Here is a 22,554-nt window from a genome sequence, read left to right on the forward strand (position 1 = left end):
TGCGGCGGTTCAGCGAAAGAGCGGGTTGGATTATAGAACTTGCCTTCGGTTGCAACGGGCGGTGGTTGCGTTGACAAGCCCGGTGCGGTTGTCAATAATAAGTTCCAATTTAGAACTTACTCGCGCGGCGACGCGCTTTCAATCAGGAGACAACCCGATGAATCCGCTTTCCCTGTCCGGTCTCGAACTGCTGCGCGCGGCCGCGGCGGGCGATCTGCCGCTCGCGTCGATCTCGGAAACGATCCCGATGCGGCCGCTGGGCGTCGAGCTCGGTTACGTGAAGATGTCCGCGCGTGCGGACGGCCGGCACCTGAATCCACTCGGCGGCGTGCACGGCGGGTTCGCCGCGACGGTGCTCGACTCGGTCACGGGCTGCGCGGTGCATTCGATGCTCGACGCGGGCGTCGGTTACGGCACGGTCGACCTCCACGTGAAAATGCTGCGCCCCGTGCCGCGCGACGTCGACCTGATCGCCGAGGGGCGCGTGATTCACCTGTCGCGTTCGCTCGGCGTCGCGGAAGGCACACTGAAGACGCCGGACGACAAGATCGTCGCGCACGCATCGGCGACTTGCTTCATTCAGCGGCCGCAATGACGCAGCGGGTGGCGTCCTGATACCAGCCCGGCCGTCCGGCATCATCGGGACCATGCACGCACACGCGACAGCCGCCGTACCGCGAATGAGCGAGGGTCGGGCGCACATCGAAGGCGGCCTGTAAGCGAACGCATCGGCCGTCTGAAGCGCTCGCTTCAATGTGATAGCGTTCCTGCTTTCCACTGACGCGACAGGAACAGCATGGAATACCGCATACTCGGCGATTCAGGCATCGAGGTCAGCCTGATCGGTCTCGGCACGATGACGTGGGGCGAGCAGAATTCTGAACGCGACGCCCACGAGCAGATCGATTTCGCGCTCGGGCAGGGCGTCACGCTGATCGATGCCGCGGAAATGTACCCGGTGCCGCCGAAGCCCGATACCCAGGGACGCACGGAGCAGTACATCGGCACCTGGCTCGCGCAGCATCGTGCGCAGCGCGACCGGATCGTGCTCGCGACGAAGATCGCGGGCCCGGCGCGGCAGCCGCACAATCCGCGTCATATTCGCGGCGAAGGCAACCAGTTCGACCGCAAGAACCTGACCGAGGCGCTCGACGGCAGTCTCAAGCGCCTGCAGACCGACTATGTCGACCTGTATCAACTCCACTGGCCCGATCGCAGCACGACGACGTTCGGCCGCCCCGCGTATCCGTGGGTCGACGATGCGTACACGGTGCCGATCGAGGAAACGCTGGGCGTGCTCGCGGAATTCGTGAAGGCCGGCAAGGTCCGCGCGATCGGCGTGTCGAACGAAACGCCGTGGGGCGTCGCGCAGTTCCTGCGCGCGGCGGAGAAGCTCGATTTGCCGCGCATCGCCAGCATCCAGAATCCGTACAGCCTGCTGAACCGCACGTTCGAGAACGGCCTGTCCGAGTTCACGCATCGCGATGGCGTCGGCCTGCTCGCGTATTCGCCGCTCGCGTTCGGCTGGCTGTCCGGTAAGTACGAGAACGGCGCGCGTCCGGCCGGCGCGCGCATCACGCTGTTCGAGCGCTTCCAGCGTTACAGCAAGCCGCAGGCCGTCGAGGCGACGTCGCGCTACGTCGCGCTCGCGAAACGACACGGGCTGTCGCCCGCGCAGCTGGCGCTCGCGTTCGTCAACAGCCGGCCGTTCGTGCGCAGCAACCTGGTCGGCGCGACGTCGCTGGCGCAACTGAAGGAGAACATCGGCAGCATCGACGTGACGTTGTCCGACGAGATCCTCGCCGAGATCGACGCGCTGCACGAACTGCAGCCGAACCCGGCGCCGTAAACGGTGAGCGGCCCGCGCGGCACGGTGCCGCGACGGACCGCGCCGCGCCCGGCGCGCATTGCCGCGCCGTGGTTTCCTTCGTGAGCGGGCTCAGCGCATCCCGAGCCGCGTGCGCGCGACCATCAGTGCGACGAGACTCAGCACCGCGCAACCCATCAGGTACAGCGCCGGCGACAGCCGGTTGCCGGTTGCGCTGATCAGCCACGTGATCACGAACGGCGCGAAGCCGCCGAACAGCGTGACGCCCGTGTTGTAGCTGACGGCGAGGCCGGTCGCGCGGGTCTGCGACGGAAACAGTTCGGCCATCAGCGCCGGCAGCGCGCCGCAGTACGTCGCCTTCAGCAGCCCGATCCAGATCAGCGCCGCGAGCATCGTCGCGAACGACGCGTGATGCGTGAGCCACGCGAACGTCGGCCATACGGTGGCGAGCATCAGCAAGGCTGCCGCCACCATCACGCGGATCCGCCCGGTGCGATCGGACAGATGGCCGACCAGCGGCGTGACGAGCGTCAGCACGAAGCCGGTCGCGAGCGTCGCCGCGAAGCCCGTCGACGCGGGCAGTCCGAGCTGTTTGATCGCATACGTCGGCATGTACAGCACCATGTAGTTGATCGCGGTCGAGATCACGAGCACCCCGATCGACAGCAGCACGCGCATCTTCTGGTCCGCGAACAGCTCGCGCACGGGTGCTTCGGAGCGCGCCTGCGTTTTGAACTCGATCCCCTCGTCGACGTAGCGGCGGATGTAGAGCCCCACCGGGCCGATCGCGAGACCGAACAGGAACGGCACGCGCCACCCCCAGCTTTCGAGTTGCGCGACGCTCAGCGTCGATGTCAGCAGCGCACCGAAGCCCGATGCCAGTAGCGTCGCGAGGCCCTGGCTCGCGAACTGCCAGCTCGACATGAAGCCACGCCGCTGCGGCGCGTGTTCGACGAGGAACGCGGTCGAGCTCGCGAATTCGCCGCCGGCGGAAAAGCCCTGCATCAGCCGCGACAGCATGATCCCGAGCGGTGCGAGGATGCCGATCGATGCATAGGTCGGCATCAGCGCGATCAGCAGCGTGCCGGCCATCATCATCCCGATCGACAGCAGCAGCGACGCCTTGCGGCCCGCGCGGTCCGCGTAGGCGCCGAGCACGAAGCCGCCGATCGGCCGGATCAGGTAGGACAGCCCGAACGTGCCGAGCGTGAGCAGCAGCGACGTCGCCTCGCTCGTCGCGGGGAAGAACAGCTTGGCGATCGTCACCGCGAAAAAGCCGTAGACGATCAGGTCGAACCATTCGAGCGCATTGCCGATCGACGCGGCGAAGATGATGCGCCGGATCTTCGCGGCGCTGGGTCGCGCGGCGTCCTGCGAGGTCAGGGTGGTCGTATTCATCGTGTGAGCAGGTCCCGAGAAAGGGGCAAAGCGCGTTACAGGGCGGCGCCGGCCGCGGCGGGTGCCGCGTGGCGAACAGGCGGCGCGGCCTCGCCGAGATCCCAGAAGAGGCCGGCCATCATCTGCAGTCCCTCGCGCACGACGCTCGCGAGCAAGTGCTCGTCGGGCGCGTGCTGCGAGCACGCCGGATACGAGTGCGGCACCCACAGCGTCGGCAGCCCCAGCGTATCGGCGAATACTTCGTTTGGCAGCGTGCCGCCGAGGTTTGGCAGGATCGCGGGCTTCTTGCCGGTCGTGCGCGCGAGCGACGCGACAGCCCAATGGACCCACGGATCGTCCGGCGACAGGCGCGTCGCCGGCGCGCCACGTTCGACGTCGATCTCGATGTCGCTGAAGCCGTGCGCATCGAGATGCGCGCGCAGGTGCGCATGCAGCGCTTGCCAGTCAGTGCCGACCACGAAACGCAACTGGCAGTGCGCGTATGCGACGGGCGGAATCGCATTGACCGGATGGTCGGGATTGCCGGCCTTGAACGCGAGAATTTCGAACGTGTTCCAGCCGAACACGCGCTCGGCGGCGGAGAGGCCCGGCTCGCCCCAGTCGGCGTCGAGCGCCGGATCGCCGGGGCCGCCGCCGACGGACAGGTCGGCGAGCGCGGCGCGCACGGCGGCCGGGATCGGCGGCGGGCGTAGCCCGGCGACACGGATCGCGCCGCGCGCGTCGACGAGGCTCGCGAGCGCATTCGCGAGCACGGTCGCCGGGTTGCGCAGCAGGCCGCCCCAGTTGCCCGAGTGATGGCCGCCGTCGCGTGCGCGCAGGCTGAGCTTGAAGTTGACGGAGCCGCGCGAGCCGAGGAACACGGTCGGACGTTCGGCGGTGACGCGCGGTCCGTCGGACGCGATCAGCACGTCGGCCGCGAGCGCGTCGCGCTCCTGGCGGCACAGCGCGTCGAGGCCCGGAGACCCCGTTTCCTCGCCCATCTCGATCAGCAGCTTCGCGTTGAAGCCGAGCCGGCCGCCCCGCGCGTCGAGCACGCTCGCCAGCGCGGCCAGGTTGATCGTGTGCTGACCCTTGTTGTCGGCACTGCCGCGGCCGTACCAGCGATCGCCGGCGACGGTCAACGTCCACGGCGACAGCGGCGCGCGCCATTGCGCGTCGTAGCCGCGCACGACGTCGCCGTGACCGTAGACGAGCACGGTCGGCAGCGCGTCGTCCTCGTGGCGCGACGCCAGCAGGAACGGGCCGCCGCCATCGACGGGGTTCTCGATGATGCGCGACGTGAAACCCAGACGCGTGGCCTCCGGCGCGATCTCGTCGGTCAGGTAGGCGCGCAGCGCGGCGCTCGAGCCGCTGTCCTGGCTTTCGGTGCGCAGGCCGACGCGGCGGCTCAGGGTCGCGAAGACCGCGCCCGATTCGAACTGGTTCAGCGCGTGCTGGATGGCGGCGGTACGGCTCAAGACGTGTCTCCTGTATCGGTTTTCCGGCGGGCGCGGCGCGCACGGCCCGGAGTGCGATCGATTCTAGAAAGCCGTTTTTTTTGTCACAATGATCGAATTTCGAACATTTCTTTGCCGAAAAGGCAAAGCGGAGCGGCCTGGACGACGGGCCCGGGGACAGAACGATGGCGGTTTTCCTGCATGGTCTTGCGTTGCGGTATTTCGTCGAAGTCGCGCGCACCGGGTCGATCAGCGACGCATCCACGAGGCTGCACGTGGCCGTCTCGGCGATCAGCCGGCAGATCGCGAAGCTCGAGAGCGAGCTCGGCGCGCCGCTGTTCGAGCGCCGGCCGCGCGGGATGGCGTTGTCGGAGGCCGGCGAACGGCTGCTGGGCTTCGCGCAGCGTAGCCTGCTGGAGGCCGAGCATGTGATGAAGGAAATCGGCGGGCTGGAGGCGCTGCACGGCAGCCTGTTGAAGGTCGCCTGCTCGGAGGGGTTCGCGATCGACTTCCTGCCAGGCGTGCTGGCAAGCTTCAAGGCGCGCCACCCGGGCGTCGATTTCTCGGTGTGGGTCGTGTCGCCGGCGGAGGCGACACGGCGCGTGCGCGACGGCGATGCAGACATCGGGCTGACGTTCAGCCTCGCGCCGGAGCAGGGCGTGCGCGTCGAACACACGGAGCGTGCGCCGGTCTTCGCGCTCGTGCTGCGCGACCATCCGCTCGCGGCGCGCGATTCGGTGTCGCTCGCCGATGTCGCGCGGCACCCGCATGTGCTGCCCGAGGCCGGCACGACGGTGCGCCAGCTGATCGACATCGCGTGCGTGCTCGACGGGCTCATGCTCGAGCCGGAACTGACCAGCAACAACACCGCGGTGATGTATCGCTACGCGCAGCGTACCGGCGCCGTGATGTTCACGGGGCTGCTGTCGGTGCGGGACCGTTTCGACGCGGACGGCTTCGTCGCCGTGCCCGTCACGAATCCCCAGTTGCGTGAGCGCAGCATCCAGGTGCAGACCATGGCGGGGCGCGATCTTCCCGCGTCGGTGCGCGCGTTTCGCGACCATCTGATCGACGTGATGAGCAGCGCATCGCCCCCGCCGGTTGCCGTGCGCGGCCCGAGACGCCCGGGCATGAGATAATCGCGAATCCGCCTTCCATTCCCGTGCGGCTCGCCGAGCCGCATCGCCCCTGTTCGACGCCAAATTGAAGAACCTGATTGTCACCCTCGATCGCGCTGGCGAGTTCGACGAGATCATCGACGTGCGCACGCCGCTCGAGTTCGCCGAGGACCATATTCCCGGCGCGATGAACGCGCCCGTGCTCAGCAACGAGGAGCGCGTGATCGTCGGCACGATGTACCGTCAGGTGTCGCCGTACGAAGCGACGCGCGTCGGCGCGGCGATGGTCGCGCGCAACATCGCGCGCCATCTCGACACCACGTTCGCCGACCGTCCGCGCAACTGGCGACCGTTGATCTACTGCTGGCGCGGCGGCAAGCGTTCGGGTTCGATGACGACCTGGTTCAACCTGATCGGCTGGCAGGCGCGCCAACTCGAAGGCGGGTACAAGGCTTACCGCCGCTCGGTGTGCGCGACGCTCGATACGTTGCCGACCCGGTTTCGCTACATCGTGCTCGTCGGTCACACGGGCTGCGGAAAGACGCGGCTCCTGAACGCGCTGCGCGACGAAGAGGCACAGACGCTCGATCTCGAGGCGCTCGCGTGTCACCGTGGCTCGCTGCTCGGTGCGCTGCCGGGTGTGCCGCAGCCGACGCAGAAGTCCTTCGATTCGGGGCTCGTCGGTACGCTCGAGCGTTTCGACCCCGCTTGGCCCGTGTTCGTCGAATCGGAAAGCCGCAAGATCGGGCTCGTGCAGCTGCCGCTCGCGTTGCTGGACGCGTTTCGCGCGGGGCCGTGGGTGCAGGTCGAGGCGGCGCATGACGAACGGATCGCTTTCCTGCTCGAAGACTACGCCCATCTGTTCGATGAACCGGCCACGTTCAAGTCGCAGCTCGATCGACTGATCGGCCTGCATAGCCGTGAAGAGGTCGCGCGCTGGAACGCGCTGATCGACGCGAACGAGCGCACCGAACTGTTCCGTACGCTGATCGACAAGCATTACGATCCTGCGTATGCACGCACCTATCGTTCGTCGTACGACAAACCGAACCGCGTGCTGACGTTCACGTTCCGGCCGAATGCGGCCGACGGGCGCCAGCAGGCGCGCGCGCTGCTCGACGCGCTCGCGCTGGCCGGGCTGCCGGCATCGCCCGCTGCCGGCATGGCGGCGCGAGCCGACACCGACAACAACCCTACGACCACCACACGATGACGACCACACGCCCTCAACCCAGTCCAGCGCTCGGCTGGATGACCTTCCTGCTGATCGCGGTCGCGGGACTGTTCTACGTGAAATGGTTCCCGTATTACAACAAGGCGTTCGTCGCCGCCGAGCATCATTCGATCGGCCAGTCGATCCTGATGGGCACGTCGGCGAGCGCTCCCGAGCCGTCGCTGAAGGCGGCGCTCGACTACGCGTGGGCGTACGGCAAGGCGATCTGGCAGGCCATGGTGCTCGGCCTGCTGCTCGGTTCGGCCGTGCAGGCGCTGCTGCCGGCGCACTGGGTTGCGCGTGCGCTCGGCCGCACGGGCTTCGGCAGCGTCGCCGCGGGCGGCCTGCTTTCGCTGCCCGGCATGATGTGCACGTGCTGCGCGGCGCCGGTCGTCGCGGGCCTGCGCGCGCGGCACGCGTCGCCGGGCGGCGCGGTCGCGTTCTGGCTCGGCAACACGGTCCTGAATCCGGCCGCGCTGGTGTTCATGGGCTTCGTGCTCGGCTGGCACTGGAGCGCGCTGCGGCTCGTGCTCGGCGTCGCGATGGTATTCGGGATCGGCTATCTGCTGAACCGTGTCGCGCGCCCCGAGGATCGCAGCGTCGACGACGCGCAACTCGCCGCGCTGGCAGCCGAGCAGGCCGCCGCGGGCAATCCGTTCGTCCGCTGGATGAAGCTGCTCGCACGCATGGCCGTGCGGCTCGTGCCCGAATACATCGTGCTCGTGCTGCTGCTCGGCGCGGCGCGCGCGTGGCTGTTCCCGCATATCGGCCCGGACATCGGCAATCATCTCGGCTGGATCATCGCGTTCGCGGTCGCGGGCACCTTGTTCGTGATCCCGACGGCCGGCGAGGTGCCGATCATCCAGGCGATGCTGTCGCTCGGCATGGGCGTCGGCCCGGCTGCCGCGCTGCTGATGACGTTGCCGCCGATCAGCGTGCCGTCGCTCGCGATGCTCGCGCGTTCGTTCAAGCCCTACATGCTGGCGATCGTCACGGGCCTCGTCGTCGTGTTCGGGATCGTGAGCGGGCTGCTCGCGATCGCGTTCGGGTTCTGACGGACACGCGGGCGGGAAGGCGAGCGGGCCTGCGCGATGGCTGCCGTGCCGCGCGCCGACCGATCCCGCCGTGCGACGGCCGTATTCATCCGGCGCCGCCGCTTCACGCGTGCGGTGCCCTTTACAAGAAGCAAACAGGAAAACGCATGACCCAACCGAAGATTCATCCTCGACTCGAAAAGGCGCTGACGCGCGGCGATCTCGCGATCCGCCAGGCCAATTCCGCGCGGGCGACTGCCGTGCTGAACGCGCTCGGCACGATGATCATCGAAGCCTCCGCCACGATCGGCGTCGAGGCCAGCATCGACATTCCGCAAGGCGACCGCATTTACGATCCGGTGAACGGCCTGTGGCCGCAGAAGATGCTGGTGTCGTTCGACGGTCCGGTCGACGAGGCCGACGCGGAAGAGCTGCGCGCGGTCTATCTCGTCGCCGACGATCCGGGAACGCAGTTCCGCGTCGAATGGCACCGCGCTGACGGCAAGCTCGGTCGCCACGAAGGCGGCCCGCTGGCGACCGTCGCATTCCTGACCGACGTCGAGATCCCGTGGAGCGACGACGACGAGTAACGTCGTCGCCATTTCATCGCAGCATCGAGCGGGCGCCGTGCGCGCCGGCCGTCAGCGCATCATCCGCCGCCGGAACAGCCACGCGGAGACCACGAATCCGCCGACCGCATAGCCGGCGAGCACCGCGAGATGCAGGCCGATGTCCGTCGCCGGCCGGCCGAGCATCGCGGGGCGGATGAGTTCGACCGCGTTCGCGAGCGGCAGCATGTGTGCCGCGTGCTGTGCGACCGGCGGCAACTGCGTGATCGGGAAGAACACGCCCGACAGCAGCAGCATTGGCGTCAGCACGAGCGTCTGATAGAACATGAAGAAGTCGTAGGACGGCGCGAGCGCGGTGACGATCATCGCCGTGCTCGCGAACGCGAGGCCGGCGAGTGCGATCACGGGCAGTGCCGCGAGCATCGACGGAAACCGCGCATAGCCGAGCAGTCCCGCGACGAGCATGATCGCGACGCCCGACAGCAGCGCCTTGCTCGCGCCCCAGACAATCTCCCCGAGCACGATGTCGCCCAGCGCGAGCGGCGTGTGCATGATCGCTTCCCAGGTGCGCTGCACGTGCATTCGCGAGAAGCCCGAATACATCGATTCGAAGCTCGCGGACATCATCACGCTCGAACTGACCGTGCCGGCCGCGAGGAACGCGATATACGACACACCGTCGACGTGGCCGAGCATCAGGCCGAGTCCGAACCCCAGCCCGAACAGGTAGATCATCGGATCGGCGAGATTGCCGAACAGCGAGGCGAGCGCGAGCTTGCGCCACACGAGGTAGTTGCGTCGCCACACGGCAATCCAGTTGGTGGCATTTGCGGGCAGCGCGATCGCGAATCGTGATTCGCGTGGCGGTGCGGACGGCGCGGCGGCGGAATAGTTGCGTACGTCCATGATCGATCAGTCCTGCATTTCGCGGCCCGTGAGCCGCAGGAACACGTCCTCCAGATTGGCCGGACGGTGCAGATAACGCAACCCCGTGCGACCCTTGAGTCGCGCACTGAGCGGCTCGGGATCGGTCACGTAGCAGAACAGCGTCTCGCCGCTGATCTCGGTGTGCTTCGCGAACGGCGCCAGTTCGTCGCGCAGCGCGACCGGGTCGAGTCCGTAGATCTCGATCACGTCGCAGCCGATCTCCGATTCGATCAGCGCGTGCGGCGCGCCTTCGGCGATCTTGCGGCCTTCCTCGATCACGCACAGCCGGTCGCACAGGCGCTCCGCTTCTTCCATGAAATGCGTGGTGATCAGGATCGTCTTGCCGCGGGCGAGCAGCGACCGCAACCGCTCCCACATCAGGTGCCGCGCCTGCGGATCGAGGCCCGTCGTCGGCTCGTCGAGCACCAGCACGTCGGGATCGTTGACGAGCGCGCGTGCGAGCGTCAGACGGCGCTTCATGCCGCCCGACAATTCGCCGACCTTCGCATCCGCCTTGTTTTCCAGCTTCGCGAATTCGAGCAGTGGTTGCACGAGCGCGCGTGCGGCGTGTGCCGACATGCCGAAATAGCGGCTGAACACGAGCAGGTTCTCGCGGACCGTGAAGTCGGGGTCGAGGTTGTCGAACTGCGGGACGACACCGACGCGCTGGCGCGCATGCCGTGCGCGTGACGGAACCGGCTCGCCGCAAAGTGAAATGGTGCCGGCGTCGGGATACGCGAGGCCGAGCAGCATCTTCAGCGTCGTGGTCTTGCCGGCGCCGTTCGGCCCGAGCAGGCCATAGCATTCGCCGGCCTGCACGTGGAAGGACAGATCGTTGACGACGAGCTTGTCGCCATAGCGCTTTTCGACGTTCCGGAAATCGATCGGTGCAACGGACATGGGCAGGTTGTCGTTGTAAGCGGACGCGGACGCGTTTCGCGGCCGGTCGGACGGGCATGCCGGCCGGCGAACGGGTCGGGTGAATGCGTGTCACATGGGCATGACCGAGGCGAACGCGCGTCGACGGCACGGACGGGCCATTCTAGTGCATCGGCTGCGTCTCTTCAGGGCAGGCTCGCGCGACACGGTGCATGCGCGCACGGATCGTGCACCGCATCATCGCCGACGCGCCCCGCGTGGCGAATCAGCGTTTTCCATCCCTTGCGTCCGGAATTGCGGCGCACCATGATGAGTGCATAGGGTACGAAGTCGCGACAGGGAGGTCTCATGGCTAGCTACAACAAGATTCTGCTTTGCTACGACGGCACGCTCGAAGGACGCAAGGCATTGCGGTGCGGTGCCAATCTTGCGCTGGACCTGAAGGCGGAAACGCATTTGCTGTCGGTCGTCGACATGCGCTCGAGCATCGCGCAAAGCGCAGGGCTGCTGACCGACGTCGCGTGCGGCCGCTTCGAGGAAACGGCGCGCGAGATACTGCAGGAAGGTGTGAACTGGCTGCGCGAGCGCGGTGTTCAGGCCGAAGGCCATTTCGCATTCGGTTATCCGATCGACGAAATCGCGAACCTCGCGACGGAATTGAAGGCCGACCTCGTCGTCGTCGGCCATCGGTGCCGCAGCGGGTTGTCGAGATGGTGGATGGGTTCGGGCAACACGCAACTGCTCGATCGCGTGAACTGCAGCATTCTGGTCGCATGTTCGTCGGCGGAAGAGCAAAAGGCCGAGATCGCACGCGAACGCGAAGCGGCCACCGCGAGCGGCAAGTGACGCAACGATTGTGTGGCCGGCCGGGTCGTATCGCGATTCGCGCCGGTCGCGCGCAGTGCCGCTAGCGGCATCCACGCCGATTGCGGCCGCTCAGGCGTGCAGGTCGATCGCGGACAGCTTCCACGAAAACAAGCCGAAGCGGTGGAAGATTGCCGCATAGCGCGTGCCGTCCGCGCTGCGCTGGTAGGTCACGACAAATTCATCGATATTCCGGTAGCCGGCGCTCGTTTGCCGCGGATGGGTCGCCTCGCCGGGGCTGGCCGGTGCGGGTGCGGTGGCTGGCGCCGATGCGGCGGAGGCGGTGGCATTGCTGGCCGGCACGGGGGCGCTCGCCGGATTGACCGGCGGCGCGGCCGGTGCATTGTCGGGCGCAGCGCCTGACGGCGGGCCCGACCATTCGGGCGGTCGTTCGCCCGGATTGCCGCGCGGGGGAATGCCGCTCATCAGCGCCGCTACACCTTCCGGTGTCGCATAGGCATCGACCAGGGGGCCGATCAACGCAGATCCGATCAGCGCGCCAATCACCGCGAACGGATTGTCTTTCTTCACTGCGTCGATTCGGCGCATCAACTCTTCCGTGACCTGCTGCTTCAGGCTGATGCGCAGCGACGGAAAATCGACATACTCGCTGACCGCTTGCGCATCGCGCGCATCGATCGCCGATTTCAGGCGACCGAGCGCGACGTACGGCGATGCGTACGCATAACCGATCGCCGCCAGGACGGCGATGGCCAGCACGACGATCAGCAATGGCTTGAGCCGCCACGCGCGGCCCGAAGATCCAGTCACGATGCCTCCGGTGCGGACACGTTCCGCAATCAGAGACCGCCGTGCTTGGCCGATCGTTCCTCGGCGATGCAGCGATCGATCATCCGGCACACGGCATCGATCGTCCCGACCATGATCAGGCGCGACCGGCCGTGATAGACGCGCACGGGCGCACGGCGCGCCGGTTCCGCGTGATTCAGGCCGGCGTTCAGCGAGACCCGCGCGAATGCGGGAAGTGCTGACGGCAGCAGCGACGCCTGCCGTTCAACTGCGACTTCTTGGCTCACCACGGGCGCCGAGGCTGACAGCGGCGCGCAGGGGGTGCGACCGCGCAGGTGACGCAGGCGGCCGAATTGACGGAAAGGCAGCAGACGGGAAAGGCGTTCCATGATGTTCTCCTCAGCGAGACCGATTGTCAGAGTTCGCCCGAGCGGATCAGCCCGACGGCGATGCCTTCCAGCGCGAACTCCGCGCTGCCGGCCTTGACGAAGATATTTTCGTAATCCGGGTTCTCCGCGATCAGTTCGAGGCCGCCGGGCCGGCGCATCAGGCGCTTGACCGTGACGTCGTCGCCGAGACGCGCGACGATGATCTGGCCGTCCTTCGCTTCCGTGCGCTTTTGCACGGCGAGGAGGTCGCCGTCGAGAATGCCGGCGTCGCGCATCGACAGGCCACGCACCTTCAGCAGGTAATCGGGCTTGCTGGTGAACAGCGCGGGATCGCACGCGTAATGATGCGAGATGTGCTCCTGCGCGAGGATCGGGCTACCGGCCGCGACGCGGCCGACGAGCGGCAGCGACAGTTGCATCAGGCCGGCGTGCGGCAGCGTGAACTGGTGCGGGGCGTCGTCGATGCCGAGCAGGCGGATGCCGCGCGACGCGCCGGCGGCCAGCTCGATCACGCCCTTGCGCGCCAGCGCACGGAGGTGTTCCTCGGCCGCGTTCGGCGAGCTGAAACCCAGCTCTGCCGCAATTTCGGCGCGCGTGGGCGGGAAACCGGAGCGCTCGATCGCGCGGCGGATCAAGTCGAACACTTGCTGCTGACGGGCGGTGAGTTTGGTCATGGCTGAACTGTATGGATAGACAGTGAGCTGTATTTTTATACAGTACTTCGCGAATTTCAAGTGTTACTTGAGGTTCGACGCGATCACGCCGGTTCCGGCGCGATTTCGCGACGTCCGGACGCCGGTTTGTCTGCCGCAACCGTCCGTCCCGTCTGCGTTAGCACTTTTGAGTATTAAAAAATGAAGAACGATTATTTTTAATCATGTAACCCGTTCGTTAGACTGGCCCGACATCGCAATACAGACAACACTGGAGAACCAAGGATGGGCAAGCGCAATACGGGGCTGGTGGGCGGAGCGGGCCGCCTGATCGCAACACTCGCGCTGGGCGCGGCGGCGGCGCTGGGCGTCGCGACGCACGCCCAGGCCGATGTGACGTTCCTGAACGTGTCCTACGACCCGACGCGTGAGCTGTATCAGGACTTCAATCAGGCGTTCGGCAAGGAGTGGAAGGCGAAGACGGGCGAGACCGTCAACTTCAAGCAGTCGCACGGCGGCTCGGGCGCGCAGGCGCGCTCGGTGCTCGACGGCCTGCAGGCCGACGTCGTGACGCTTGCGCTCGCCTACGACATCGACGCGCTCGCCAACAAGGGACTTGTCAACAAGGACTGGCAGAAGCGCCTGCCCGACAACGCATCGCCGTACACGTCGACGATCGTGTTCCTCGTGCGCAAGGGCAATCCGAAGGGGATCAAGGACTGGGACGACCTGACCAGGCCGGGCGTCTCGATCGTCACGCCGAACCCGAAGACGTCGGGCGGCGCGCGCTGGAACTACCTGGCCGCGTGGGCGTATGCGGTGCACAAGCCGGGCGGCAACGAGCAGACGGCGAAGGAATTCGTCACGAAGCTGTACAAGAACGCGGGCGTGCTCGATTCCGGCGCGCGAGGCGCGACGACGAGCTTCGTTCAGCGCGGAATCGGCGACGTGCTGATCGCATGGGAAAACGAGGCATTCCTGTCGGTCAAGGAATTCGGTACCGACAAGTTCGAGATCGTCGTGCCGTCCGTGAGCATCCTGGCCGAGCCGCCCGTCGCGGTGGTCGACAAGGTGGTGGACAAGAAGGGCACGCGCAAGCTGGCCGACGCGTACCTGAACTTCCTGTACAGCCCGCAGGGCCAGGAGATCGCGGCGCGCAACTACTACCGGCCGCGTTCGAAGAACGTGCCGGCGGAGCTGACGAAGCAGTTCCCGAAGCTGAAGCTGTACACGGTCGACGACACGTTCGGCGGCTGGACGAATGCGCAGAAGACGCATTTCGCGGACGGCGGTGTGTTCGATTCGATCTACAAGCCGCAGTAACGCGACGCAGCAAGCCATAACGACAGCGGCGCGCCACGAGAGCGCGCCGCATCCCCGACGGGCCGCCGGCGCAATGCATCGCGCCGGCGGTTTGCGTCGGACCCATGAGCAGCATCGACCCAGCAAGAGCATCCGATGACGACGTACACCTTTCGCAAGCCGAGCGCGCTGCCCGGTTTCGGCGTGACGCTCGGCATCACGGTGGCCTATTTGAGCCTCGTGGTGCTGATTCCGCTCGCCGCCACGTTCATGAAGACCGCGACGCTGTCGTGGGACCAGTTCGTCACCGCCGTCACGTCGCCGCGCGTGCTCGCGTCGTACCGGCTGACGTTCTCCGCCGCGCTCGGCGGCGCATTGATCAACGCCGTGTTCGGCTTTCTCGTCGCGTGGGTGCTCGTGCGCTACACGTTCCCGTTCAAGCGCCTCGTCGATGCGATCGTCGACCTGCCGTTCGCGCTGCCGACGTCGGTCGCCGGCATCTCGCTTGCCGCCGTCTATGCGACCAACGGCTGGGTCGGCCAGTATCTCGCGCCGTTCGGCATCAAGATCGCGTTCACGCCGGTTGGCGTGCTGGTGGCGCTGACCTTCATCGGGCTGCCGTTCGTCGTGCGCACCGTGCAGCCGGTGCTCGAGGATTTCGAGCGCGAGCAGGAAGAGGCCGCCGCGTGCCTCGGCGCATCGCGCTGGCTGACGTTCCGCCGCGTCGTGCTGCCGGCCGTGCTGCCGGCGCTGCTCACCGGCTTCGCGCTGGCGTTCGCGCGCGCGCTCGGCGAGTACGGGTCGGTCATCTTCATCGCCGGCAACGTGCCAATGAAATCAGAGATCACGTCGCTGCTGATCATCACGAAGCTCGAGCAGTACGACTATGCGGGCGCGACCGCGCTGGCGGTCGTGATGCTGGTCGTGTCGTTCCTGATGCTGCTGCTGATCAACTCGCTGCAGTGGTATCTGCAACGCCGCACGAGCAAGGGCGCGAGCGGCCCCGCGCCGGCGACCGTCACCGTCGCCGCCGCAACAGGAGGCCAGCAATGAACCAGGAGGCCACCGTCGTGCTGAAAACCCCGCCGTCGGCCGTGCAAGGCCGTGCCTCGAATCGGCTCGACCCCGTCAGCGAGCCGCGCGCCGTGCGCTGGCTGCTGATCGGCGTCGCGCTGGCGTTCCTCGCGTTCTTCCTCGTCGTGCCGCTCGCCGCGGTGTTCTTCGAGGCGCTGCGCAAGGGCGTCGGCTTCTATCTCGAATCGCTCGCCGATCCCGACGCGTGGTCGGCGATCAAGCTGACGCTGACCGTCGCCGTGATCGCGGTGCCGTTGAACCTCGTGTTCGGCGTATGCGCATCGTGGGCGATCGCGAAGTTCGAATTCCGCGGCAAGGCGTTGCTGACCACGCTGATCGACCTGCCGTTCTCCGTGTCGCCGGTGATCTCGGGTCTCGTCTACGTACTGCTGTTCGGCGCGCAGGGCTGGCTCGGGCCGTGGCTGCAGGATCACGACGTGCAGATCATCTTCGCGGTGCCGGGCATCGTGCTCGCGACGATCTTCGTCACGTTCCCGTTCGTCGCGCGCGAGCTGATCCCGCTGATGCAGGCTCAGGGCACCGACGAGGAAGAGGCCGCGCGCGTGCTCGGCGCGTCGGGCTGGCAGATCTTCCGGCGCGTGACGCTGCCGAACGTGAAGTGGGGCCTGCTGTACGGCGTGATCCTGTGCAATGCGCGGGCGATGGGCGAATTCGGTGCGGTGTCGGTCGTGTCCGGCCACATTCGCGGCGTGACCGACACGATGCCGCTGCACGTCGAGATCCTGTACAACGAATACAACTTCGCGGCGGCGTTCGCGGTGGCGTCGGTGCTGGCGCTGCTCGCGCTCGTCACGCTCGCGCTGAAGCTGCTCGCCGAACGTCACCTCGCCGCCGAACTGGCCGGCGCACGCGACGACGTTCCCGCTCATGCCGGCCCCGCCGCCGCCATTTCGTCGAAATCGTAAAGAGGCAACCAGAATGGGTATCACCGTCCGTCACCTTCAGAAGCGCTTCGGCGATTTCACCGCGCTCGACAACGTATCGCTCGACTTTCCGCCGGGCGAGCTCGTCGCGCTGCTCGGGCCGTCCGGCTGCGGCAAGACCACGCTGCTGCGCGTGATCGCGGGCCTCGAGCACGCGGACGCCGGCCAGGTCGTGCTGCAGGGGCTCGACGTCGCGTCGGTCGGCGCGCGCGATCGCCAGGTCGGCTTCGTGTTCCAGCATTACGCGCTGTTCCGCCACATGACCGTGTTCGAGAACGTCGCGTTCGGGCTGCGCGTGAAGCCGCGCCGCGAGCGGCCGTCGGAGGCCGTGATCCGCGACAAGGTGCACGAACTGCTGAAGCTCGTGCAGCTCGACTGGCTCGCGCAGCGCTATCCGTCCGAGCTGTCGGGCGGCCAGCGCCAGCGGATCGCGCTGGCCCGCGCGCTCGCGGTCGAGCCGAAGGTGTTGCTGCTCGACGAGCCGTTCGGCGCGCTTGACGCGAAGGTACGCAAGGAACTGCGCGGCTGGCTGCGCCGCCTGCACGACGACCTGCACATCTCGACGATTTTCGTCACGCACGACCAGGAGGAAGCGCTGGAAGTGGCCGACCGGATCGTCGTGCTGAACCGCGGTCACGTCGAGCAGGTCGGCAGCCCGCAGGATGTGTACGACCATCCGCAAAGCGCGTTCGTCTACGAGTTTCTCGGCGCGGCGAACCGGCTGCCGGGCACGGTCGCCGGGCGCGGTTTCGTCGCCGAGGGCGCCGCTGCGCCGATCGAGGTCGACGCCGACTTCGCGGGCCCCGCGAACGCGTACGTGCGGCCGCACGACCTGCAGCTTTGGCCGGCAGGCGAAGGGCATCGGGACGGCATCGCGGTGGACGTGCGCCGCGTGATCCCGCTCGGCGGCTCGGTGCGGGTCGAACTCGAGGCGCGCACGGGCGGCGCGCTCGAAGCGGAGCTCGATCGCGATGCGTGGCGTGCGCTCGCGCTGCAGGTCGGCGACGGCGCGACGGCCGTGCCGCGCGCGGTTCGCGTATTTCCCGCACACTGACGCCCATACCCGGTAATGAGAAGAGGGCGGATACCGCTCCGGATCACATTCGAACAACGACAGCCCAAGAGGCATACCCATGAATTTTCAGCAATTGCGTTTCGTGCGCGAAGCCGTGCGCCAGAACATGAACCTGACGGAAGTCGCTAACGTGCTGTACACGTCGCAGTCGGGCGTGTCGAAGCAGATCAAGGATCTCGAGGATGAACTGGGCGTCGACATCTTCATCCGGCGCGGCAAGCGGCTCACGGGGCTCACGGAGCCGGGCAAGGCCGTGCACCAGCTGATCGAGCGGATGCTGCTCGATGCGGAGAACCTGCGCCGCGTCGCGCGTCAGTTCGCGGACCAGGACAGCGGCCACCTCGTCGTCGCGACGACCCACACGCAGGCGCGCTATGCGCTGCCGAAGGTGATCCGCCAGTTCACCGACGTGTTCCCGAAGGTGCATCTCGCGCTGCGCCAGGGCAGCCCGCAGCAGATCGCGCAAATGATCCTGAACGGCGAAGCCGATCTCGGCATCTCGACCGAGGCGCTCGATCGCTATCCGGATATCGTCACGTTCCCGTGCTATTCGTGGCACCACACGGTGGTCGTGCCGAAGGGGCATCCGCTGGTCGGCCGCGAAAACCTGACGCTCGACGAAATCGCCGAGTACCCGATCATCACGTATGACCAGGACTTCACGGGCCGCTCGCACATCGACCAGGCGTTCGCGCAGGCCGGCGCCGTGCCCGACGTCGTGCTGACCGCGATCGACGCGGACGTGATCAAGACCTACGTCGAGCTCGGGATGGGAATCGGCGTCGTCGCGGCGATGGCCTTCGATCCGCAACGCGACACCGGGCTCGTCGCGCTCGACACGCAGCACCTGTTCGAGGCGAGCACGACGCGCGTCGGGTTGCGCAAGGGCGCGTTCCTGCGCGCGTATGCATACCGGCTGATCGAGATGTTCGCGCCGCACCTGAACGAAGCCGAAATCGCCGGGCTGCTGCGCGAAGCGGTCTGATCGAGCAAGCGATGTTTCGGGGGCGCGGCAGGCCCCCGCTGGGCGGCCGCGACGAAGCGGCGCCGCCGCACCCGGTGTAACGCGCCGCAATCGGAGCGCGCAATCGCGCGCTCCGAATAAACCCTTAAATATTGATCAGACGGGTTGCGCGTCGACCCGAAACGGTACAGCATAGCCCTCACTCCGCCGGCGTCCCCGCCGGCGGTGGCGCGTCGACGACAGCACGCGCCAGGCAGTCGGCCGTCTGCCTCGCTTCCATTCCGTGGTACCGACAAGCAGCATCGATGGCCAATGCCCGGGTAGTGTGGCGCAAACGTTTGCTCGCATTAAAACAACAGTCCGGCCCGTCGGGCCAGTCGCCAGGAGATATGTATGAATGTCCGCTTTCGCCGTCGCTTCCTGACCGCCGCGCTTGCCGCCGTCGCGGTCGCTGCCGCACCGGCCGTCCATGCCCAATCCGCGGGCAAGCCGAAGGTCGCGCTTGTGATGAAGTCGCTCGCCAACGAGTTCTTCCTGACGATGGAAAACGGCGCGAAGGAATACCAGAAGCACAACGCCGGCCAGTTCGACCTGATCACGAACGGGATCAAGGACGAGACCGACACTGCGAACCAGATCCGCATCGTCGAGCAGATGATCGTGTCGAAGGTCGATGCGATCGTGCTCGCGCCGGCCGACTCCAAGGCGCTCGTGCCGGTCGTGAAGAAGGCGGTCGACGCGGGCATCATCGTCGTGAACATCGACAACCGGCTCGATCCGGACGTGCTGAAGTCGAAGAACCTGAACGTGCCGTTCGTCGGCCCCGACAACCGCAAGGGCGCGCGCAAGATCGGCGACTACCTCGCCAAGCGGCTGAAGGCGGGCGACCAGGTCGGCATCATCGAAGGCGTGTCGACGACCACCAATGCGCAGCAGCGCACGGCCGGCTTCCAGGATGCGATGAAGGCGGGCGGGATGAAGGTCGTGTCGGTGCAGTCGGGCGAATGGGAGATTGACAAGGGCAATGCGGTCGCCTCCGCGATGCTGAACGAATACCCGAACCTGCGGGCGCTGCTGTGCGGCAACGACAACATGGCGATCGGCGCCGTGTCGGCCGTGCGGGCGGCGGGCAAGCAGGGCAAGGTGCTCGTGGTCGGCTACGACAACATCAACGCGATCAAGCCGATGCTGAAGGACGGCCGCGTGATCGCGACCGCCGACCAGTACGCGGCGAAGCAGGCCGTATTCGGCATCGACACGGCGCTCAAGGCGATCGCCGAGCATCGCAAGCAGGCCGACATGACCGGTGTGGTCGAGACGCCGGTGGATCTCGTGACGAAGTGACGCCGCGCCGGTGCGGCCGCCGCCCTCAAGAATCCGGCGCGGCGGCCGTTATCCGGTGTGAGCGCGATCACGGCCACTGCATGCACATGCACTAGTGAGCGTCATACCCGCGCGCCGCGTGCGCGCGGCCGCAACCAGGATCGCGATGGAACCGACCTTCCAACCCTCCCGTTCAGCTGTTCCCGTGCTGTCCGTCTCCGGCGTGGGCAAGACCTACGCCGAACCCGTGCTCGCCGACGTCACGCTGATGCTCGCGCCGGGTGAGGCGCTCGCGCTGACGGGCGAGAACGGCGCAGGAAAGAGCACGCTGTCGAAGATCATCGGCGGGCTCGTCGACCCGACGACCGGCACGATGCAGCTCGGCGGCCAGGCCTATGCGCCGGCGAGCCGCACGCAGGCCGAGGCGCTCGGCGTGCGCATGGTGATGCAGGAGCTGAACCTGCTGCCGACGCTGACGGTTGCCGAAAACCTGTTTCTGAACCGTCTGCCGCGGCGCTTTGGCATCATCGATCGCGCGCGGCTGCGCGACGATGCGCGTGCCGCGATGGCGCAGGTCGGGCTCGATGCGGTCGACCCCGATACGCCGGTCGGCGCGCTCGGCATCGGCCACCAGCAGATGGTCGAGATCGCGCGCAACCTGATCGGCGACTGCCGCGTGCTGATCCTCGACGAGCCGACCGCGATGCTGACCGCGCGCGAGGTCGAACTGCTGTTCGAGCAGATCGACCGGCTGAAGGCGCGCGGTGTGGCGATCGTCTACATCTCGCACCGGCTCGAGGAGCTCGCGCGCGTCGCCGAGCGCGTCGCGGTGCTGCGCGACGGCCGGCTCGTGCATGTCGGCGACATGGCCGCGACGACGTCCGACGGGCTCGTCACGCTGATGGTCGGGCGCGAGCTCGGCGAGCACATCGATCTCGGCGCGCGCCATATCGGCGCGCCGCGACTCGTCGTGTCGGGCATGACGCGCGGCACGGCCGTGCAGGACGTGTCGCTCGAAGTGCGCTCGGGCGAGATCTTCGGCATCTCGGGGCTGATCGGCGCGGGGCGCACCGAGCTGCTGCGGCTGATCTACGGCGCGGATACGCCGGACGCCGGGATGATCGCGGTCGGCGATCCGCTGAAACCGGCGCACATCGGCTCGCCCGTCGACGCGGTGAGGCACGGCATCGCGCTGATCACCGAGGACCGCAAGGGCGAAGGGCTGCTGCTGTCGCAGTCGGTCACGTCGAACGTGTCGCTCGGCCAGCTCGACCGGCTCGCGCGCGGCGGCATCGTTGATACGACGCGCGAGACGGCGCTCGCCGAGCAGCAGATCGACGCGTTGCGGATCCGCACGCACGGCGCCGCGCAGGTGGTCGGCGAACTGTCGGGCGGCAACCAGCAGAAGGTCGTGATCGGCCGCTGGCTCGCGCGCGACATGGGCGTGCTGCTGTTCGACGAACCGACCCGCGGGATCGACGTCGGCGCCAAGTTCGAGATCTACACGCTGATGGGCGCGCTCGCGCGCGAGGGCCGTGCGCTGGTGGTCGTATCGAGCGACCTGCGCGAGCTGATGCTGATCTGCGACCGGATCGGCGTGATGTCGGCCGGCCGCATGACCGCCGTGTTCGAACGCGGCAACTGGACCCAGGATGCGCTGCTGGCCGCGGCGTTCGCCGGCTTCGGCCGCGAAGCGCTGCCGGACGGCGTGCGGCATCCGGATGCGGAAGGCGCGCCGCGCGCGGCTTCCGGCACTTCGACCACAGGACGACAGCAATGACCCAGCCTCCCGTATCCCCGAGCGACGCAGGCGCGCAGCAGACCGTGACGGGGCGCCGCGCGCGTACGCTGTCCGGCACGCGGCTCGGCGTGTCGAACTATCTCGGGCTCGCCGGCGCGCTCGCCGCGATGATCGCGCTGTTCTCGGCGCTGAGTTCGCATTTTCTGACCTACGATACGTTCAGTACGATCGCGAACCAGATCCCCGATCTCGTCGTGATGTCGGTGGGGATGACCTTCGTGCTGATCATCGCCGGCATCGACCTGTCGGTCGGCTCGGTGCTCGCGCTGGCCGCGTCGATGGTCAGCGTGGCCGCGCTGAAATGGCAGTGGGGGCCGCTGCCGGCCGCGCTGATCGGGATCGCGGTCGCGACCGCGACGGGCTCGCTGACGGGCGCGATCACGGTCGGCTGGCGGATTCCGTCGTTCATCGTGTCGCTCGGCGTGCTCGAGGCCGCGCGCGGCGTCGCATACCAGCTGACGAATTCGCGCACGGCCTACATCGGCGACGCGTTCGATTTCCTGTCGAATCCGATCGCGCTCGGCATCTCGCCGGCGTTCCTGATCGCGGTCGCGGTGATGATCGCGGCACAGTTCGTCCTCACGCGCACCGTGTTCGGACGCTATCTCGTCGGGATCGGCACGAACGAAGAGGCGGTACGGCTTGCCGGGGTTAACCCGCGTCCGTATAAAATCCTCGTATTCGCATTGATGGGCGCGCTCGCCGGGCTCGCGTCGCTGTTCCAGATCTCGCGGCTCGAGGCCGCCGATCCGAACGCGGGCGCGGGCGTCGAGCTGCAGGTGATCGCAGCCGTCGTGATCGGCGGCACGAGCCTGATGGGCGGGCGCGGCTCGGTGATCAGCACGTTCTTCGGCGTGTTGATCATCTCCGTGCTGGCCGCGGGGCTGGCGCAGATCGGCGCGAACGAGCCGACCAAACGGATCATCACCGGGGCGGTGATCGTGGTCGCGGTCGTGCTCGACACGTATCGCAGCCGGCGCGCGCGCGCGCGATAGAACTACTACACGGAAAGC

Annotated in this window: 22 protein-coding genes; 15 read left to right on the forward strand and 7 right to left on the reverse strand. The window is 67.3% G+C overall.

Annotated elements, in window-relative coordinates:
- The first annotated feature begins 157 nt into the window (after positions 1-157).
- Both DIE11_RS18110 and DIE11_RS18115 read left to right on the forward strand, forming a co-directional pair.
- Positions 158-595 (forward strand): PaaI family thioesterase, encoded by a 438-nt coding sequence (locus DIE11_RS18110; protein WP_059606628.1) that lies wholly within the window; start codon positions 158-160, stop codon positions 593-595.
- Positions 596-796: 201 nt separating this feature from the next.
- A complete protein-coding gene (locus DIE11_RS18115) occupies positions 797-1,849 on the forward strand; it encodes an NADP(H)-dependent aldo-keto reductase (RefSeq protein WP_124626094.1) in 1,053 nt (350 codons plus the stop codon).
- A 90-nt stretch (positions 1,850-1,939) separates the two neighbouring features.
- On the opposite strand, the gene DIE11_RS18120 is transcribed toward DIE11_RS18115, so the two are convergent.
- Together DIE11_RS18120 and DIE11_RS18125 are read right to left on the reverse strand one after the other, a co-directional pair.
- Positions 1,940-3,226, reverse strand: coding sequence for an MFS transporter (locus DIE11_RS18120; RefSeq protein WP_124626096.1), 1,287 nt, complete (start codon positions 3,224-3,226; stop codon positions 1,940-1,942).
- Between the two features lie 35 nt (positions 3,227-3,261).
- Positions 3,262-4,683, reverse strand: coding sequence for a M20 family metallopeptidase (locus tag DIE11_RS18125; RefSeq protein WP_124626098.1), 1,422 nt, complete (start codon positions 4,681-4,683; stop codon positions 3,262-3,264).
- A gap of 164 nt (positions 4,684-4,847) precedes the next feature.
- On the opposite strand from DIE11_RS18125, the gene DIE11_RS18130 reads away from it, so the two are divergent.
- From DIE11_RS18130 to DIE11_RS18145, 4 genes are all read left to right on the forward strand, one after another.
- The gene (locus DIE11_RS18130) at positions 4,848-5,801 is read left to right on the forward strand and encodes a LysR family transcriptional regulator (protein WP_124626100.1); all 954 of its coding nucleotides are present in this window, start codon (positions 4,848-4,850) and stop codon (positions 5,799-5,801) included.
- Between the two features lie 64 nt (positions 5,802-5,865).
- The gene (gene mnmH, locus DIE11_RS18135) at positions 5,866-6,993 is read left to right on the forward strand and encodes a tRNA 2-selenouridine(34) synthase MnmH (RefSeq protein ID WP_124626102.1); all 1,128 of its coding nucleotides are present in this window, start codon (positions 5,866-5,868) and stop codon (positions 6,991-6,993) included.
- Complete coding sequence (locus tag DIE11_RS18140) at positions 6,990-8,048, forward strand: permease (protein WP_124626104.1); 1,059 nt, start codon at positions 6,990-6,992, stop codon at positions 8,046-8,048. Before mnmH ends, DIE11_RS18140 begins: the two co-directional genes overlap by 4 nt.
- A gap of 146 nt (positions 8,049-8,194) precedes the next feature.
- Entirely contained in the window at positions 8,195-8,617 is a 423-nt protein-coding gene (locus tag DIE11_RS18145) for a hypothetical protein (protein WP_059449632.1), read from the forward strand.
- 51 nt (positions 8,618-8,668) lie between these two features.
- Here the strand turns inward: DIE11_RS18145 and DIE11_RS18150 are convergent, their stop codons facing one another.
- Both DIE11_RS18150 and nodI read right to left on the reverse strand, forming a co-directional pair.
- Positions 8,669-9,502 (reverse strand): ABC transporter permease, encoded by an 834-nt coding sequence (locus DIE11_RS18150; protein WP_124626106.1) that lies wholly within the window; start codon positions 9,500-9,502, stop codon positions 8,669-8,671.
- Positions 9,503-9,508: 6 nt separating this feature from the next.
- The gene (gene nodI / locus DIE11_RS18155; RefSeq protein WP_059606650.1) at positions 9,509-10,423 is read right to left on the reverse strand and encodes a nodulation factor ABC transporter ATP-binding protein NodI; all 915 of its coding nucleotides are present in this window, start codon (positions 10,421-10,423) and stop codon (positions 9,509-9,511) included.
- A 327-nt stretch (positions 10,424-10,750) separates the two neighbouring features.
- Here nodI and DIE11_RS18160 point away from each other — a divergent pair, with 327 nt between their 5' ends.
- Positions 10,751-11,248, forward strand: coding sequence for a universal stress protein (locus DIE11_RS18160; RefSeq protein ID WP_044843612.1), 498 nt, complete (start codon positions 10,751-10,753; stop codon positions 11,246-11,248).
- A 90-nt stretch (positions 11,249-11,338) separates the two neighbouring features.
- On the opposite strand, the gene DIE11_RS18165 is transcribed toward DIE11_RS18160, so the two are convergent.
- The 3 genes from DIE11_RS18165 to lexA are packed head-to-tail and all read right to left on the reverse strand — an operon-like array spanning position 11,339 to position 13,079.
- Positions 11,339-12,037, reverse strand: coding sequence for a DUF2939 domain-containing protein (locus DIE11_RS18165; protein ID WP_124626108.1), 699 nt, complete (start codon positions 12,035-12,037; stop codon positions 11,339-11,341).
- A gap of 29 nt (positions 12,038-12,066) precedes the next feature.
- Positions 12,067-12,405, reverse strand: coding sequence for a hypothetical protein (locus tag DIE11_RS18170; RefSeq protein ID WP_124626110.1), 339 nt, complete (start codon positions 12,403-12,405; stop codon positions 12,067-12,069).
- A gap of 26 nt (positions 12,406-12,431) precedes the next feature.
- Complete coding sequence (gene lexA / locus DIE11_RS18175; protein ID WP_059606655.1) at positions 12,432-13,079, reverse strand: transcriptional repressor LexA; 648 nt, start codon at positions 13,077-13,079, stop codon at positions 12,432-12,434.
- Between the two features lie 264 nt (positions 13,080-13,343).
- On the opposite strand from lexA, the gene DIE11_RS18185 reads away from it, so the two are divergent.
- The 8 genes from DIE11_RS18185 (at position 13,344) to DIE11_RS18220 (ending at position 22,536) form a co-directional block, all read left to right on the forward strand.
- A complete protein-coding gene (locus DIE11_RS18185; protein WP_124626112.1) occupies positions 13,344-14,381 on the forward strand; it encodes a sulfate ABC transporter substrate-binding protein in 1,038 nt (345 codons plus the stop codon).
- Between the two features lie 135 nt (positions 14,382-14,516).
- Positions 14,517-15,413, forward strand: a complete 897-nt coding sequence (gene cysT / locus DIE11_RS18190) for a sulfate ABC transporter permease subunit CysT (protein ID WP_124626114.1) — start codon at positions 14,517-14,519, stop codon at positions 15,411-15,413.
- Complete coding sequence (gene cysW / locus DIE11_RS18195; RefSeq protein WP_124626116.1) at positions 15,410-16,360, forward strand: sulfate ABC transporter permease subunit CysW; 951 nt, start codon at positions 15,410-15,412, stop codon at positions 16,358-16,360. The genes cysT and cysW overlap by 4 nt, the downstream gene beginning before the upstream one ends.
- Positions 16,361-16,373: 13 nt before the next feature.
- On the forward strand, positions 16,374-17,432 hold the full coding sequence (locus DIE11_RS18200) for a sulfate/molybdate ABC transporter ATP-binding protein (RefSeq protein ID WP_059683287.1): 1,059 nt from the start codon (positions 16,374-16,376) through the stop codon (positions 17,430-17,432).
- A 79-nt stretch (positions 17,433-17,511) separates the two neighbouring features.
- A complete protein-coding gene (locus DIE11_RS18205; protein WP_059606665.1) occupies positions 17,512-18,438 on the forward strand; it encodes a CysB family HTH-type transcriptional regulator in 927 nt (308 codons plus the stop codon).
- A gap of 372 nt (positions 18,439-18,810) precedes the next feature.
- On the forward strand, positions 18,811-19,761 hold the full coding sequence (locus DIE11_RS18210) for a sugar ABC transporter substrate-binding protein (RefSeq protein ID WP_059606671.1): 951 nt from the start codon (positions 18,811-18,813) through the stop codon (positions 19,759-19,761).
- A gap of 145 nt (positions 19,762-19,906) precedes the next feature.
- Positions 19,907-21,520: a sugar ABC transporter ATP-binding protein gene (locus DIE11_RS18215; RefSeq protein WP_124626118.1), complete on the forward strand. Its 1,614-nt coding sequence runs from the start codon at positions 19,907-19,909 to the stop codon at positions 21,518-21,520.
- Positions 21,517-22,536, forward strand: a complete 1,020-nt coding sequence (locus tag DIE11_RS18220; RefSeq protein WP_124626120.1) for an ABC transporter permease — start codon at positions 21,517-21,519, stop codon at positions 22,534-22,536. Before DIE11_RS18215 ends, DIE11_RS18220 begins: the two co-directional genes overlap by 4 nt.
- Positions 22,537-22,554: the final 18 nt, after the last annotated feature.

Origin of the sequence: Burkholderia sp. Bp9012 (genome assembly GCF_003853825.1) — a bacterium.
Taxonomy (GTDB): Bacteria; Pseudomonadota; Gammaproteobacteria; order Burkholderiales; family Burkholderiaceae; genus Burkholderia; species Burkholderia diffusa.